At 62.6% G+C, this 14,158-nt stretch carries 14 protein-coding genes; 5 read left to right on the forward strand and 9 right to left on the reverse strand.

All coding sequences use genetic code 11. The annotated features are described in order from the left end of the window. Positions 1–412: 412 nt before the first annotated feature. A complete protein-coding gene (locus IF803_RS41070) occupies positions 413–1,345 on the reverse strand; it encodes a LysR family transcriptional regulator (protein WP_304496301.1) in 933 nt (310 codons plus the stop codon). A gap of 114 nt (positions 1,346–1,459) precedes the next feature. Between IF803_RS41070 and IF803_RS41075 the strand changes: the two genes are divergently transcribed. Continuing rightward, positions 1,460–1,786, forward strand: a complete 327-nt coding sequence (locus IF803_RS41075; protein WP_304496302.1) for a hypothetical protein — start codon at positions 1,460–1,462, stop codon at positions 1,784–1,786. A 46-nt stretch (positions 1,787–1,832) separates the two neighbouring features. Then, on the forward strand, positions 1,833–2,306 hold the full coding sequence (locus tag IF803_RS41080; RefSeq protein WP_304496303.1) for a hypothetical protein: 474 nt from the start codon (positions 1,833–1,835) through the stop codon (positions 2,304–2,306). A gap of 69 nt (positions 2,307–2,375) precedes the next feature. On the opposite strand, the gene IF803_RS41085 is transcribed toward IF803_RS41080, so the two are convergent. Then, positions 2,376–3,008, reverse strand: coding sequence for an invasion associated locus B family protein (locus IF803_RS41085; RefSeq protein WP_304496304.1), 633 nt, complete (start codon positions 3,006–3,008; stop codon positions 2,376–2,378). Between the two features lie 294 nt (positions 3,009–3,302). On the opposite strand from IF803_RS41085, the gene IF803_RS41090 reads away from it, so the two are divergent. Together IF803_RS41090 and IF803_RS41095 are read left to right on the forward strand one after the other, a co-directional pair. Beyond that, positions 3,303–3,767 (forward strand): GNAT family N-acetyltransferase, encoded by a 465-nt coding sequence (locus tag IF803_RS41090; RefSeq protein WP_069275393.1) that lies wholly within the window; start codon positions 3,303–3,305, stop codon positions 3,765–3,767. Positions 3,768–3,852: 85 nt separating this feature from the next. Continuing rightward, positions 3,853–4,887 carry an AI-2E family transporter gene (locus IF803_RS41095; protein ID WP_461196016.1) on the forward strand — a complete coding sequence of 345 codons (1,035 nt, stop codon included), beginning with the start codon at positions 3,853–3,855 and terminating at the stop codon, positions 4,885–4,887. On the opposite strand, the gene IF803_RS41100 is transcribed toward IF803_RS41095, so the two are convergent. Both IF803_RS41100 and IF803_RS41105 read right to left on the reverse strand, forming a co-directional pair. Next, the gene (locus IF803_RS41100) at positions 4,884–6,602 is read right to left on the reverse strand and encodes a metallophosphoesterase family protein (protein ID WP_461196017.1); all 1,719 of its coding nucleotides are present in this window, start codon (positions 6,600–6,602) and stop codon (positions 4,884–4,886) included. The genes IF803_RS41095 and IF803_RS41100 overlap by 4 nt on opposite strands. A 238-nt stretch (positions 6,603–6,840) precedes the next feature. Then, positions 6,841–7,980: an epoxide hydrolase family protein gene (locus tag IF803_RS41105; RefSeq protein WP_461196018.1), complete on the reverse strand. Its 1,140-nt coding sequence runs from the start codon at positions 7,978–7,980 to the stop codon at positions 6,841–6,843. Between the two features lie 388 nt (positions 7,981–8,368). Between IF803_RS41105 and IF803_RS41110 the strand changes: the two genes are divergently transcribed. Continuing rightward, complete coding sequence (locus IF803_RS41110) at positions 8,369–8,620, forward strand: hypothetical protein (protein ID WP_461196019.1); 252 nt, start codon at positions 8,369–8,371, stop codon at positions 8,618–8,620. Positions 8,621–8,629: 9 nt separating this feature from the next. On the opposite strand, the gene IF803_RS41115 is transcribed toward IF803_RS41110, so the two are convergent. From IF803_RS41115 to xoxF5, 5 genes are all read right to left on the reverse strand, one after another. Continuing rightward, entirely contained in the window at positions 8,630–9,583 is a 954-nt protein-coding gene (locus IF803_RS41115; protein WP_461196020.1) for a hypothetical protein, read from the reverse strand. A 137-nt stretch (positions 9,584–9,720) separates the two neighbouring features. Then, on the reverse strand, positions 9,721–10,284 hold the full coding sequence (gfa, locus tag IF803_RS41120) for an S-(hydroxymethyl)glutathione synthase (RefSeq protein ID WP_018272871.1): 564 nt from the start codon (positions 10,282–10,284) through the stop codon (positions 9,721–9,723). A gap of 33 nt (positions 10,285–10,317) precedes the next feature. Then, a complete protein-coding gene (locus IF803_RS41125) occupies positions 10,318–11,427 on the reverse strand; it encodes an S-(hydroxymethyl)glutathione dehydrogenase/class III alcohol dehydrogenase (protein WP_026193090.1) in 1,110 nt (369 codons plus the stop codon). Positions 11,428–11,477: 50 nt separating this feature from the next. Next, entirely contained in the window at positions 11,478–11,960 is a 483-nt protein-coding gene (locus IF803_RS41130) for a c-type cytochrome, methanol metabolism-related (protein ID WP_304500346.1), read from the reverse strand. Between the two features lie 123 nt (positions 11,961–12,083). Continuing rightward, positions 12,084–13,889, reverse strand: coding sequence for a lanthanide-dependent methanol dehydrogenase XoxF5 (gene xoxF5, locus IF803_RS41135; RefSeq protein WP_304496310.1), 1,806 nt, complete (start codon positions 13,887–13,889; stop codon positions 12,084–12,086). Positions 13,890–14,158: the final 269 nt, after the last annotated feature.

Consider the following 14,158-nt stretch of genomic DNA (forward strand, 5'->3'; position numbering starts at 1 on the left):
GCGCCAAGGACCCAACGGCTTCCCGCCCACCCACATCCTGACAGACTTCCAAGACACAGGGACCCATAACCACAGGGTTGCGTTGTTGAGAGCAGACTGTGGCCCCAGCGTCGGGCAACAATTCGCATTCGTGGTAATGGGTCCCGGCCTTCGCCGGGACGACGCCGCGTGTGGTGTCGCCTGCGAGTCAAACATCCGCATTTTCACAACATGATTTGTCTGAGTTCCGCTCTTCGTCTCGCCCTCTCGTTGAAGAGGGCGCAAGGAAAGCCGGGTGCCGATCGCGCGATTTGGCCGTCGGGGTGATTTTTCGCAGGTCAATTGATCTGCGCCCGCCGCAATTGCGGGATCACCTCTTCGCCGAACAGCGCGAACGATTCGCACCAACGCGCCGCCGCCCAAGACGCGCCCCTCACATTTCGGCTGCCAGCTGGGCCACCTGGTTTCGCAACCAGGCATGGGCTGGATCGTGATCGTAGGAGGCGTGCCACAGCAACGTCACCGGCATCTCGCTCAGCTCCACCGGCGGCGGGCTGAGGCTGAGCCCGAGCTCGGCGGAGAACCGCGTGGCCAGGCGCGCTCCCATGGTGACGATAACGGGCGCAAGCGCCACCAGATGCGGGACGGTAAGGAAGCGCGGCGTGGTCAACGCAACGGTACGCTGCAGTCCCAGCTTGTCGAGCGCTTCGTCCACAATTCCGCGCACGCTGCGCGCCGGCCGCAGGCTGGTCAGCACATGCGGAAGCCGCACGTAATCCTCAAGCGAGATCGGCGGCGGGATACCGGTCTTCTCGGCATTGAACATGCACACGAAGCGCTCGGTCAGCAGCGTGCGCCGCTTGTGATGCAATTGTCCCTGCGGGAGCGGCCCGTGGGCGACGGCGAGGTCCAACTCGTCGGCGTCGAGGTCATCGAGCAGCCGGGACGCATCGACGTTGTAGAGCCGGAAGTGAACGCCGGGTGCGATCTCGCGCATGCGCGCCAGGAGAGCGGGCATGATCAGGATTTCCATACTGTCCGATAGTCCGAGCCTGAACGTCCGCACTGCCGTGGCCGGGTCGAAGGTCTGATCGCGCAGGACCACCGCCTCGACATGTGCGAGCGCGGTGCGCACCGGCTCGCGCAGGGTTGCTGCACGCGGGGTGAGACGCATGCCGTCAGCCCCTCGCGTCAGAAGCTCGTCATCGAACAGCTCGCGCAGGCGGGCAAGGTTGTGACTCATCGCGGATTGGCCAATCCCGACGCAGGCGGCTGCCCTTGTCACGCTCCGTTCGGTCAGCAGGGCATCGAGATGAACCAGCAGATTCAAGTCGATACGACCTAAATTGACGGTATCGATGGCCATTATCGATCCTATCTGTTTGATCGATGATCATAGCCTGACCATCTCTTGCGGCAAGGGGCGGACGGGCCATCGCCCGCCGCCCAGGTCAACACCCTCAAGCCAATGGAGGATCTCATGTCGATCCGCAGCACAATTCTCGCCGCCGCCTTCACCCTGGCCTCACTGGGAGCCACGCACGCAAGCCCGCTCAGACCAATCGAAGGCCGAAGCATCCATCTCGGCGATCTGTCCGGCGTCGTCTACTACACGGTCGAGCCTGATGGATATCGCGTCGTGACCACACTCGCACAGGGCGATGCCGGAACGCCGGTCCGCTTCGTGTCGGTGCTGTCACCCGGTCAGCGTGCCCTGCTCTCGACGCCGAACCAGGCGGCCGCACTGGAGATCAGCCGCAACGGCGACAGCCTGACCCTGCGCAAGTCGGGCGCACTCTCCAACTAGTTCCGACGCCGCCGGTGCCTTTCGATTACCAGTGCAGGAGCCACAGATGTCCACGATCCGCCTTCATCGCACGACGAGCCTGACGCCCGAGCAGTACGTAGCCGGCCTCACCGACTTCGGGCCGGGCCGCTCGAAGCTCTTCGCCAACAGTGCCGACGCCGATCTCAAGGTGCATGATCGCGGACCTCTGCATGCCGACGTGACGGAAGGCTCGGGCGGCATCTGGGAACGCCTGCACTACGACTGGTCAGATCCCGACCATGTCGTCCTGACAACGGCCGATTCCAATGTGTGGGGCGGAGCGTCGGGCCACATCTACCACTTCACGCGCCGACCCGATGGCAGCACCGACATCGACGTGGTCGTGGTGCGCGACGGCAAGAACCTGAAGGGATGGATCGTCGGTCTCGTGCTCCGCACCGTCGGCAGAGGCGTCTTGGAGAAAGCGTTCGAAAACTCGGTCAAGGCGATGGAGGCCCGGAGTGCTGCCGCCAGCCGTCGCGATCGGGTCGCCGCATAGCGCCCACCCTGCACCCGCCGCGCGACTGAAGTTCGGCCCCGCGGCCTCGCAGCGCGAGACCTGCGCGTGTCAGCTTCCGAGTTGAATGGTGCGCTCCAGCGCCGCGGCGAAGCCGTTGAGAGGGACGTTAAAGACGACCGCCTGCCCGTTGCTGATGTTCTGGGCGGCAACGGTGAGCGTTTTGGCCCTGCTGATGGTGTCGGTCACGACCGTGGGAAAGGATACCGGCAGCAGGCAGCCTTGCGCCGTGCAGGTGGAAAAGCGCGTCTGCTCCAGATCCTTGCCGTCCAGCCTGAGGACGGCGCCAGCGTCGAACTTCAGCCCGAACGGCATCAATATGTTGCCTTCGGCCTTTCCGTCCCTGGGAATCAGTTCGATGGCGAAGATTTGCTGATTGGTTTCCTTGGCGAGCTGTGTCTGCCCGAGGGTACACAGCTTGGCCCCGCCGTCGAGCTGGCATTTGACGATCCAGTCTCCGTAGGTCTCGCTGATCGCGGAAGCGCCCTTGGGAAGCTGGACGGCGCGGACCACGCCATCCATCGCGGACGTCTGGCTCCGTGTGTCGATCGGCATGGAGGCGGTGCTCCCACTGGCATCCGACACATCGGGAGTTCGGGCGGCTTGCGCCGCACCGACGCCGGCCATGACGACGAGAACGACGATCGCCCGAAAACGCCTGTCTGCTGCGCTGACCGTCACCATTGCATTCGCTCCGCCACGTTACGTCCCGAAACCGACCTGCCTTTTCGTCGGCATATTTGTGGGTATAATTCCCACGTACTCGAGGTACGAATACTTGGAGAACCGCTGATATGCAAGAGCTGATCGCTGCCGGTGTAATTGTCGCGATTGTTGCATTCTGCAGCGGGTATTTCTGGGCAATTGCACGTGAAGTCAGGACGACCGCGAACAAGCGACAACGCAAATGGTAGTCCGGCGCCGTCACCTTGCTCCCGTGATTTGCCCGCGGGACGCGTTTTCAACTAAGCTCGCCGGATGGACATGCTCGTCAAGCTCTACGCCCTGCCCGATTCCCGGCCCGCCTATGATCGATTGCTCAAGGCCGGAATTGCGATGCGCCGCGCGCTCGCGCCTGAAAAGCACAAGGTCGTGGCCTGGGTGCGGGAGACATTCAGCGAGGCGTGGGCCAGCGAAGCCGAGGTCGCATTCAGCCGCCAACCGGTTTCCTGCTTCATCGCGATCCAGCAAAAGAAGATCGTGGGATTTGCCTGCCACGACGCGGCATGTCGCAACTTCTTCGGCCCGACCGGTGTTGCGCCGAAGGCGCAGCAGGGCGGAATCGGCAAGGCGCTGCTGTTCGCCTGCCTCGAGGACATGAAACACCAGGGCTTTGGCTATGCCATCATCGGCGGCGTCGGGCCGGCAGAATTCTATTCGAAGGCCGTCGGCGCCGTAGCCATCGAAGGCTCCGCGCCGGGAATCTATCGAGGATTGCTGTAGCTGCGCCGCAAGTCCCTTTCCGGTCTTGTCGCGCTACGAGACAGACTGACAATCTCTGCGTTCACGGAGGTCGGACAATTCAAGGATGGCGGGCGGGTTGAAGATCACGACCGGCATCATCGCCGCGGTGCTGCTCATTGCGGCGGTGGCTCAGGCGCGCAGCGTGCTCGCCCCGCTTGCGGCCGCCCTGTTCATCATCGCGATCGTCTGGCCCGTTCAGCAACGGCTCCAGTCGTGGATTCCGAAACTCCTCGCGCTCGCGGTTACCGTCGTCGTTACGACCGCAACCTGCGTCGCATTTGCCTCGCTGGCGGCGTGGGGGTTCGGTCGCGTCGGGCGATCATTGATTACAGATGCGGCGCGGTATCAAGCCTTCTACGATACCGCGGTGATCTGGCTCGACGGCCATGGCGTCTCGTTCGCCGGCCTTTGGGCGGAGCATTTTAATGTCGGCTGGCTGCTGCGCACCACGCAATACGTCACCGGCCGCGTCAATACCACGTTGAGTTTCTGGCTCGTCGCGCTGGTCTATGTCGTGCTGGGACTTCTCGAGGTCGAAGGAGCTGGTCGACGAATCCAGCGGTTGGAGAATCGCACCGCTGCGCGCGTCCTGCTCAAGGGCAGCAAAGCGACGGCCGCCAAGTTTCGCAAATATATGCTGGTGCGGACGCAGATGAGCGCGGTCACGGGTCTCTTGGTCGGCCTGTTCGCCGCCGTGACCGGACTGCCATTCGCATTCGAATGGGGCGTGATCGCCTTTGTCCTCAACTACATTCCTTTCGTCGGCCCTTTCATCGCGACGCTGTTCCCCACGCTGCTGGCCATGACGCAGTTCGAGAGCTGGCCCGCGGTGTTTGGTGTGTTCGCCTGTCTCAATGTCATCCAGTTCGTGGTAGGCAGCTATATCGAACCGCGGGTGGCCGGCTCGACATTGTCGATCTCGCCGTTCCTGGTGCTGTTTGCGATCTTCTTCTGGAGCTCGCTTTGGGGCCTGTTCGGGACCTTCATCGGCGTGCCGATCACGCTCGCTATTCTGACGTTCTGTGCCGAGAGTCCGTCGGCCGCCTGGATCGCTGATCTGTTCGGCGGATCGCACGAAGATAAGCCGGAAGGGTCCTAGCTTCTGGCAAACTCGACCCGCTCGGGCTCGGCGAGGCAGAGCTTCCGGTCCGGGCCGACCATCATTCTGTGGATATAGAAATAGCTGACTGCATCGTCGGCCCCCATCACCGGCGACGGGGCCGAGACGACCTTCGACGCACCACACGTACCGATCCAATCGATATGCCGGTGACCGTGCATCACCACCGAGCGATCGGAAAATCTTTGCAACCTGCGTACAAACCAACTGCCGTTGATCAAGGCCGTCCCAATGCGCTCGGCAAATGTCTTCACCGGCATGGGATATTCCATCAAGTGATGATGGAGTGCGATGGTCCAGCATGCCGTTGGGAAATGACGGATCGCAGCCTCCAACCGCCGTGTTTGCGCTTCCGAAACCAAACCGAGCGCGTTGGTGAAGGAGAAGTGGGTTTCGGCGTTGGAGTTGAGAATGGCGATCCCGAGGCCACCGTCCTGGTCCGGCGGCAGGATCATTGGGAATTGATCATCGAACAGGCCGCGGAGCGCCGCCGCGCGGCGCACGCCCCCGTGCTGCGCAAATAGTGTTATCCGATCATGATAAGGGGCCAGCGCCTGGTTCAGCGTAGCCGACGGTTTGCCGTAACCGTCGATGACGCGCACGCGATCGCCCTGGACGGCCGCGATCGCCGACAGGGTACGCATCTGCCGGAGCCGCTTGCCTGGGCTGAACGGCAAGTCGAGGCGCGCGGGATTGGCACGATCCACGACGTTAACATCATGATTGCCCGGAAGCATGATGATGCGTGCTGCGAGCTCGGGATGACTTGCCAATGCATCGAGAAATTCCGCCCATTCGCCAGGCCGGCCGGCGTCCGTCATATCGCCGCTGATCAGCACATGGTCGAGCGGATCAACGGTGTGAATTTCGGCAAGGCGAGCCAGCACGCGATTGAAGCGTTCGTTTCCCCGGGGACCGGCGGTCCCGCTTTCGATGCGGAAGCCGTATCGCTCGCCGACCACGTGAAGATCGGACAGATGCGCAACGCGCCAGCAGCGGCCTCCGGACGGCGCCGCGTCGAATCCGGCCAGGTCGGCCGGTTGTTCCATACTGGCGTCGGCCACGCTCCAGGCCAGTGATGCGACCGCAAGATAGCAGGACACCAGCACCACGGCGTTCGCGAAGGTCGGCAGCACAAGACGATGGATCAGAACCAGGTCATTGATGGTCGCGGTCCATTGCGAAGCAGGCCAGGCCAGGGCCGCGATCGATGCCGCGCCCACAGAGAGCAGTATGCCGGCGCCGACCGAGCACCTGCGCCGCAGCCTCGTGCGAGAGGCAGGAGTTGCGCCGGCGCGCCAGAGCAGCTCCGCCAGGTGGCCCAGCGCCTCGCGTGTGAAGGCATAACTCGGTTGGACCGCGAGCGCGTTCAGTGACCAGAAGCTTGTTTCCGCGACTTGTAACAGCGGTCGCCCACCGAGCCATCCCAACGCCGCGATCATAACCAGCGCCAGCACGGCGCCCACTTCGGACAGGGCAAGAGCGTGCTGCGAAAGACTCGAAATCCAGGCGGACGCGACCAGTGGCGCAAGGCCGAGCAGCACGCCCGGGAGCAGAAGCGAAATCGTCCAGGCGAACAACAGTTTCGCCGGGCTTATCTCAACCAGAAGGCTACCCACGATCGCCAACAACGAACGCTGTTCCGGGCTGGCGGCATTGTCCTCAAAGTCGCCGTGGCGGGGATCAAGCAGCACGCCGACGTCCTCCGTTGCACGGCGCATTCTGTCACAAACCGCTTCAGACCAACATACGCGCTCCCGACCCTGGTGGGTTGCGTCGTTGACACCATGCTTACCTGGAGGTTTCGCCAGGGCCTTGATCGGGAGGCTGAGGCGATCGAGAGCGGATGGTTACAGCGGTCTCGAGGCGTGCCGCAGCTTGCTTGAGCATGATCTGTTCGGAAAACCGCTTCGCACTTTTCCGGATCATGCTTCAGCGCAGCTTGCCGAAGAATTCGCGCACCTCGCCGATGAACAGCTCGGGCTGCTCGAATGCCGAGAAATGTCCGCCTTTCGGCATCTCGCTCCAGTGCTGGATGTTGCTGAAGTTCGTCTCCATCCATTTGCGGACCGGAGTGACGATCTCCTTGGGGAACGCGGCAACGCCGGTCGGCACGCTCACCTTGTGCGGGGTTCGCTTGCCCGGCCCAAAACTTTCCCAATAGAGCCGCGCCGACGACGCGGCCGTCGCGGTGACCCAGTACAGCATGACGTTGTCGAGCAGTTCGTCGCGGCTGAGGATGTTTTCCGGATGGCCGTCGCAATCGGTCCAGGCCCAGAACTTTTCGAGAATCCAGGCCGCCTGCCCGCTGGGCGAATCCGTCAGGCCATAGCCGAGCGTCTGCGGCCGCGTGGACTGCTGCTTGGAATAGCCGGAATCCCAGTCGGCATAATATTTGATGCCGTTGAGCGCCCTCGTCTCCTCCGGCGTCGGCTGCCCCTCGACATTGGGCCGGGTCGACATCGCAAGCGTGATGTGAATGCCGGCGCAATGTGCAGCATCCTGCCCGCCGATCGCAGTCGTGACCGTGGAGCCCCAGTCGCCGCCTTGCGCGAAATAGCTCGCATAGCCGAGCCGCTGCATCAGGATGGCCCAAGCCTTGGCAATCCGGTCGACGCCCCAGCCGGTCGCGGCCGGCTTGGCCGAGAAGCCGAAGCCCGGCAATGACGGGCACACCACGTGGAAGGCATCAGCAGCAACGCCACCATGCGCGGTCGGATCGGTCAGCGGCTCGATCACCTTGTGGAATTCGACCACCGATCCCGGCCAGCCATGGGTGATGATCAAGGGCCGCGCCTCCGGATGTTTCGAGCGGACATGGATGAAATGGATGTCGAGCCCGTCGATTTCGGTGGTGAACTGGCTGAAGCGGTTGAGCCGCGCTTCGCGCTGCCGCCAGTCATAGGTCTCGGCCCAATAGTGGCAGATGTCCTTGATCCAGCGCAGCGGCGCGCCCTGGCTCCAGTCGTCAACCAGCTCGGCTTCCGGCCAGCGGGTCCGGCGCAGCCGGCCGCGCAGATCCTCGAGGACATCGTCGCTGACGGCGATGCGGAACGGGCTGATGGCGGTCATGGCGTCTCCCCGGGGTGCTGAACTTTCAGGGAAAGATAGGCTGGCGCGGGTCGCCGATCAAACCCCGCGCCGCAAACCTCGCCTGCACGACAAACCGCGAAGTCTGCACGACAGTATCCATTATCGGCACCGCGATCTTGCTAAGACAGCAGCCGCGATGGATCGACATCAAACGCGATCGAAGCGCTGGTGTCGCAGGAGATGGAGCGCGCGGTGGCAAGCTATCTGATCAGCATACATGACAGGCAAGATGCGGTGTTGAAGTTGGGATTGCCGCTGGTCATCGCATTCTTGTCCGCCTGGATCATGATCAGGAGATGGGTGAAAAAACCCGGAATCGATTCGACCGAGTTTTCACCGGCCGTCACCGTCCGCCCTGTTTGCGCCCGTGCTCCTCGTCACCTTCTTCGTGCTGCAATCCATCCTGGAGACAGGCGTTACCGGTCACGCGTCGCTCGTCATCTCCTATGGCGTGCTTTTCGCACCGACATTTCTTCTGGTTCCATTTGGGGTATCCTCCCTCGTGAACGTGCGCCGACGTCGGAAGGCGCTGCCCAATTGGCTGTTGAGTGCCGTATTTGCTGCCTGGCCGATCATGCAGGTGACGTGGGCGTTATGGCTGCTCGGCGAGTGGGAATAGCTCGCTGAGCTATTTGCCGATCGCCGCGTCGAGCAGCGCCTGGGCCTGCTTGGTGGCCGCGGCGAAGGCCGGCTGTTGCGGCGCGCGCTCGGTGAAGCAGCGCTTGAACGCATCCTCGCCCTGCTGGCGCAGGTCGCCGAGCTTGTCATAGGCCTGCCTCGTGATCTGCTTGCTCTCGAGCTTCTCGGCCGCTGCGTCGGCCTTCTTGTCGTAGTCGGTGCGGATCGCGGTGCAGGCCGGCACATGCACGACCGGCTCGATCTCGCCATAGGCGACATACATCTTGCCGCCGGCGAGCGCCGCCACGAACACCTCGTCGGCCTTGTCGGGGAACGAATCCTGGGTGCGGCCGGCCAGGAAGCCGTAAGCCAGCGTGACGGACTCCGGCTTGGCGATCGGCAGCTCGTCGAAATTGACCACCGCGGCATCGGTCGAGATCGCCTGGGTGTAGAGGCCCTCGAACTTCAGCGCAGCATCGACCTGCTGCGGCACGTTCTTGCTGCCCTTGTCCCACCACGTCTTGTGTTCGTACAGCCAGCGCGTGAACAGAGGCTCGGTGGTGACGATGATATGGGCTTTCGGCTCGACGAAGCTGCCGTCGGCACGCTTTTCTCCGATCTTTACCCCGTCCCTGCCGGTGTCAGCATCGAAGCGCAGGCCGTCCAGCATGCCGAACCCCATATCGCCCTTATATAGAGTGTCGAGGTTGAGCTGGGCGGGAGCAAAGCCTGGCCGGGCGGGCTGGGACAGGATGGCCGTCAGCTGCCCCTTCAGTTCGTCGCGCGCGGCCGCCTCAGCCTTGTCGACGGCCTCATTGATCTTGTTGTCGTTCGACAGCTTGGCGAATTTGGCGATCGCGGCGTCACGCGCGGCGATATAGCGGTCCTCCGGCGACGCGGCGCGGGCCGGCGAAAGCAGCAGGATCGGGGAAAGGACGAGCGCAAGGCGGAAAATAAAATGCATGCCCTGTGGTCGTCCGCAGGGCATGCAAGGTTCAAGGTCACGGGTACTACCAGCATATCCCTCGCCGGCAGATCCTCTGCCGGCGCAGGATCTCGTCAAGGCGAGCCGGTCAGGCCGCCTTTGTCACGGTGCCGTCGTCAGGCCGCCTTGGACTTCGCCACGTGGGTGGCGATCGCATCCATCAGTGGCGGCGACAGGCAATCATAGGGCTCGAGCCCAAGCTCCTTGAGCCGTGACCTGATCCCGGCCATATCCGACGGCTTGACGCCGGACTCGATCACCGACGACACGAAGGCGGCAAATCCGGGCGCAGCCGAGCCGGACTCCTGGAACAGCTCGGGATGGATGAAGTCGAGGCCATAGAACGGATGGCCCTTGTTCTCGATCCGGCCGTACATATGGGTGCCGCATCCGGTGCAGGCATGGCGCTGGATCACTGCCGCCGCATCGACGATCTTCAGCTTGTCGCCGTTCTCCAGCACAGTGACGTTCTCGCGCGGGACCACCGCGACCACCGAGAAGGTGGCGCCCGAAGGCTTCCAGCACTTGGTGCAGCCGCAGGCATGGTTGTGGGCGACGTCGCCCTTGATTCCGACCTTGACCGGCTTGTCCGCGCATTTGCAGACCAGCGTGCCGCCGGCAAAGCTGCCGGAGCCTTGCTTGACGCCATTGTCGACCGACGGGTGGATATGAACAGTCATTGACCTATCCTCCTAGTGCTTGGTGTTTTGATTTCAGAATACGACGACCGAACGGATCGATTTTCCCTCGTGCATCAGGTCGAAGCCCTTGTTGATCTCGTCGAGTTTCAGCACGTGGGTGATCATCGGATCGATCTGGATCTTTCCGCCCATGTACCAGTCGACGATCTTCGGCACATCGGTGCGGCCGCGCGCGCCGCCGAAGGCGGTGCCCTTCCAGACCCGTCCGGTGACGAGCTGGAACGGCCGGGTCGCGATCTCCTTGCCGGACTCCGCGACGCCGATCACCACCGAGACACCCCAGCCGCGATGGCAGGCTTCCAGTGCCTGCCGCATCACGTTGGTGTTGCCGGTGCAGTCGAAGGTGTAGTCGGCGCCACCATCGGTGAGCCCGACAAGGTGCTGCACGATGTCGCCCGACACCTTGGTCGGGTTGACGAAATGCGTCATGCCGAACTGTTTGCCCCAAGCCTCCTTGGAGTCATTGATGTCGACGCCGATGATCTTGTCGGCGCCAACCATCTTGGCGCCCTGGATCACGTTGAGGCCGATGCCGCCGAGGCCGAACACGACCACGTTGGAGCCCGGCGTCACCTTGGCGGTGTTGACGACCGCGCCGACACCGGTGGTGACGCCGCAGCCGATGTAGCAGCTCTTGTCGAACGGCGCGTCCTCGCGAATCTTGGCCACCGCGATCTCGGGCAACACGGTGAAGTTCGAGAAGGTCGAGCAGCCCATATAGTGGAAGACCGTCTTGCCCTTGTAGCTGAACCGCGAGGTGCCGTCGGGCATCACGCCCTTGCCCTGGGTGGCGCGGATCGCGGTGCAGAGATTGGTCTTCTGGCTCAGGCAGCTTTTGCACTGCCGGCATTCCGGCGTGTAGAGCGGGATCACATGATCGCCCGGCTTGACCGACGTCACGCCGGCGCCGACCTCGCGAACGATGCCAGCACCTTCGTGCCCGAGGATCGAGGGAAAGATGCCCTCGCTGTCGAAACCGTCGAGCGTGTAGGCATCGGTGTGACAGATGCCCGTCGCCTTGATCTCGACCAGGACCTCGCCGGCCTTGGGGCCCTCCAGATCGAGTTCGACGATCTCAAGCGGCTTCTTTGCTTCAAATGCGACTGCGGCGCGGGTCTTCATCTTGGTCTCCACAAAACATCAAACAGGTTTCTCATTCGCGCCGGACACGCTCACTTCTTGTCGTTGTGACCCATGCAGGCGTCTTCCGCCTTTCCATAGGCTTCCGACTTGTCTTCGTGCTTGGCCGGCCGAACACGCCCAACCGCATCATTGGCGCGGGCGCGCAGGTAGACATAGAGGTCGTCCATGTAGCAGGCAACGTTCGGGTTATCGCCGAATGCCGGCATCACGTTTTCCTGCGCCGTCGAGACGTTCTTGCGCCCGCTCGCGACCACGCCCATGAAATCCGGATAGGTCATGGTCTTCAGCGAATTCGCCAGCGCCGGAGCGTAGGTCGATCCCATTCCGTCGGGACCGTGGCAGACATGGCACTCCGAATGATAGCGGCGGTAGCCGGAGTAGGTGTACCAGTCCGTCGTGCCGTCGGGCGCGACCTTGAACGTCGGGTTTCCATCCTTGTCGAGATACTTGCCGTCCTCGGACTTGACGGCGGTCGGGTCGCCAGCGTCCTCGGCGGAGGCAACTCCACCCATTGCCACGACAAAGATCGCAGCACTCACAAACCAGATCTTACGCAAAAGCATATCCTCGCGTGCAGATTGAAGACGGACCGGCGCATGGAGATCGCCCCATGCGCCGGAACGAGGTTGCTCAGCTCACTGCTGCGGCAGCGAGAACACGGTGAGCGTTCCGCCGAGCGCGGTGTAGTTGCTCAGCGCGGCATAGCCGCCAACTGCGCCGAGACCGGCCGTCGGATCAGTCAGACCGGCCGCAAGGCCGATGCCTGCCCAACCGCCAACACCCGACAGAATGGCGACGTACTGCTTGCCGGCATGCTCATAGGTGGTGACGTTGCCGATGATGCCGGACGGGGTCTTGAACTTGTAGAGCTCCTTGCCCGTCTTGGCATCGACAGCCTTCAGGTAGCCTTCCAGCGTGCCGTAGAACACCACGCCGCCGGCGGTCGCAAGCGCACCCGACCAGACCGAGAACTGCTCCTTGTTCGACCACACGATCTTGCCGGTCTTGCCGTCCCAGGCGATGAAGTTGCCCATGTTGGTCTCACCGGGAGGCGGATACATCGACAGCGTCGCGCCGACATAGGGCTGACCTGCGGTGTAGCTCACCTTGAACGGCTCGTAGTCCATGCAGACGTGGTTGGTCGGCACGTAGAACAGTTGCGTGTCCGGCGAGTAGGCTGCCGGCTGCTCGTCCTTCGAGCCGAGCGCGGCCGGGCAGATGCCCTTGACGTTGACGTCCTCGCCGGCCTTGTCGGTCGACGCGGCATCAAGAACCTTCGGACGACCATAGGTCGGCGAGTCCTTCTTCATGTCGACGCCTGAGGTCCAGTTCACCTTCGGATCGTACTTCTCGGCGACCAGCAGTTCGCCGGTGGTGCGATCGAGGGTGTAGCCGAGGCCGTTACGGTCGAAGTGGGTCAGCAGCTTGCGCGCCTTGCCATCGATCGACTGATCCGAGAGGATCATCTCGTTGACGCCGTCATAGTCCCATTCGTCATGGGGCGTCATCTGGTAGACCCACTTGGCAACGCCGGTATCCGGGTTACGCGCCCAGATCGTCATCGACCACTTGTTGTCGCCGGGACGCTGCTTCGGATTCCAGGTCGAGGGATTGCCCGACCCGTAATAGACGAGGTTCAGTTCGGGATCATAGGAGATCCAGCCCCAGGTCGCGCCGCCGCCGATCTTCCATTGATCGCCCTGCCAGGTCTTCAGACTCGAATCCTTGCCGATCGGCTTGCCAAGCTCGGTGGTCTTGTCGTCGACCAGAAGCTGGTCATCCGGACCTTCCGAGTAGCCGCGCCAGACCTGCTTGCCGGTCTTGATGTCGTAAGCGGTCACATGAGCCTGGACGCCGAACTCACCGCCGGAAATGCCGAGCAGCACCTTGTCCTTGACCACCAGCGGCGCGGAGGTGCCGGTCGAGCCCTTGCTGGGATCGCCGTTCTTCACCGTCCATTCCACCTTGCCGGTCTTGGCATCGAGCGCCACCAGCGTGGTGTCGGCCTGGTGCAGGAAGATCTTGCCGTCGCCATAGGCAACGCCGCGGTTGACCGTGTCGCAGCACATCACCGGAATGACGTTGGGATCCTGCTTCGGTTCGTACTTCCAGACGATCTTGTTGTCCTGCGAAAGGTCAAGAGCATAGACCTTGTTTGGGAACGGGGTGTGGACGTACATGATGTTGCCGATGATCAGCGGGCCGCCCTCGTGGCCGCGCAGCACGCCGGTCGAGAACGTCCAGGCGACCTGCAACTTTCCGACGTTCGAGGCGTTGATCTGATTCAGCTTGGAGTAACGCTGATTGGCGTAGTCTCCGGCCGGCATCACCCAGTCTTTCGGGTTCTGCGACATCTTGTGGAGTTCGTCATTGGCGTTGGCAGCTCCGACGGCAAATACCGCCATTGCCCCAAGGCCGGTCGCGTAAAGCATCTTGCGCATCGTGGATTTCCTCCCAGGTTCAAGAGCTCAAGGGTTTCCGCCGAAACGGCCCCACTTCTTCCATTTTGGTACCCCAGTCGTAGTCCTCTCGAAGCGCGCTGACTTGCCCAAAAGAGAAGAGCCGTTTGCTCAAAAGCGAAGCTTCGTCAGATTTTTGTCGACCGGCCCTGAATTGGCTGGAATGCTTGCTTCATGTTGCAGGGCATCAATCGCGGCCGGCGCGATCCGGATGCCAGATTGACGCGTGCTAAGGTTGCGCTTGACGAGCC

The sequence above is a fragment of the Bradyrhizobium sp. UFLA06-06 genome (assembly GCF_054820065.1).

Excerpts from the sequence above, each read along its gene's own strand:
- IF803_RS41070 (WP_304496301.1), bottom strand. The coding sequence starts at position 1,345 with ATGGCCATCGATACCGTCAATTTAGGTCGTATCGACTTGAATCTGCTG.
- IF803_RS41075 (WP_304496302.1), top strand. The coding sequence starts at position 1,460 with ATGTCGATCCGCAGCACAATTCTCGCCGCCGCCTTCACCCTGGCCTCA.
- IF803_RS41080 (WP_304496303.1), top strand. The coding sequence starts at position 1,833 with ATGTCCACGATCCGCCTTCATCGCACGACGAGCCTGACGCCCGAGCAG.
- IF803_RS41085 (WP_304496304.1), bottom strand. The coding sequence starts at position 3,008 with ATGGTGACGGTCAGCGCAGCAGACAGGCGTTTTCGGGCGATCGTCGTT.
- IF803_RS41090 (WP_069275393.1), top strand. The coding sequence starts at position 3,303 with ATGGACATGCTCGTCAAGCTCTACGCCCTGCCCGATTCCCGGCCCGCC.
- IF803_RS41095 (WP_461196016.1), top strand. The coding sequence starts at position 3,853 with ATGGCGGGCGGGTTGAAGATCACGACCGGCATCATCGCCGCGGTGCTG.
- IF803_RS41105 (WP_461196018.1), bottom strand. The coding sequence starts at position 7,980 with ATGACCGCCATCAGCCCGTTCCGCATCGCCGTCAGCGACGATGTCCTC.
- IF803_RS41115 (WP_461196020.1), bottom strand. The coding sequence starts at position 9,583 with ATGCATTTTATTTTCCGCCTTGCGCTCGTCCTTTCCCCGATCCTGCTG.
- gfa (WP_018272871.1), bottom strand. The coding sequence starts at position 10,284 with ATGACTGTTCATATCCACCCGTCGGTCGACAATGGCGTCAAGCAAGGC.
- IF803_RS41125 (WP_026193090.1), bottom strand. The coding sequence starts at position 11,427 with ATGAAGACCCGCGCCGCAGTCGCATTTGAAGCAAAGAAGCCGCTTGAG.
- IF803_RS41130 (WP_304500346.1), bottom strand. The coding sequence starts at position 11,960 with ATGGGTGGAGTTGCCTCCGCCGAGGACGCTGGCGACCCGACCGCCGTC.
- xoxF5 (WP_304496310.1), bottom strand. The coding sequence starts at position 13,889 with ATGCGCAAGATGCTTTACGCGACCGGCCTTGGGGCAATGGCGGTATTT.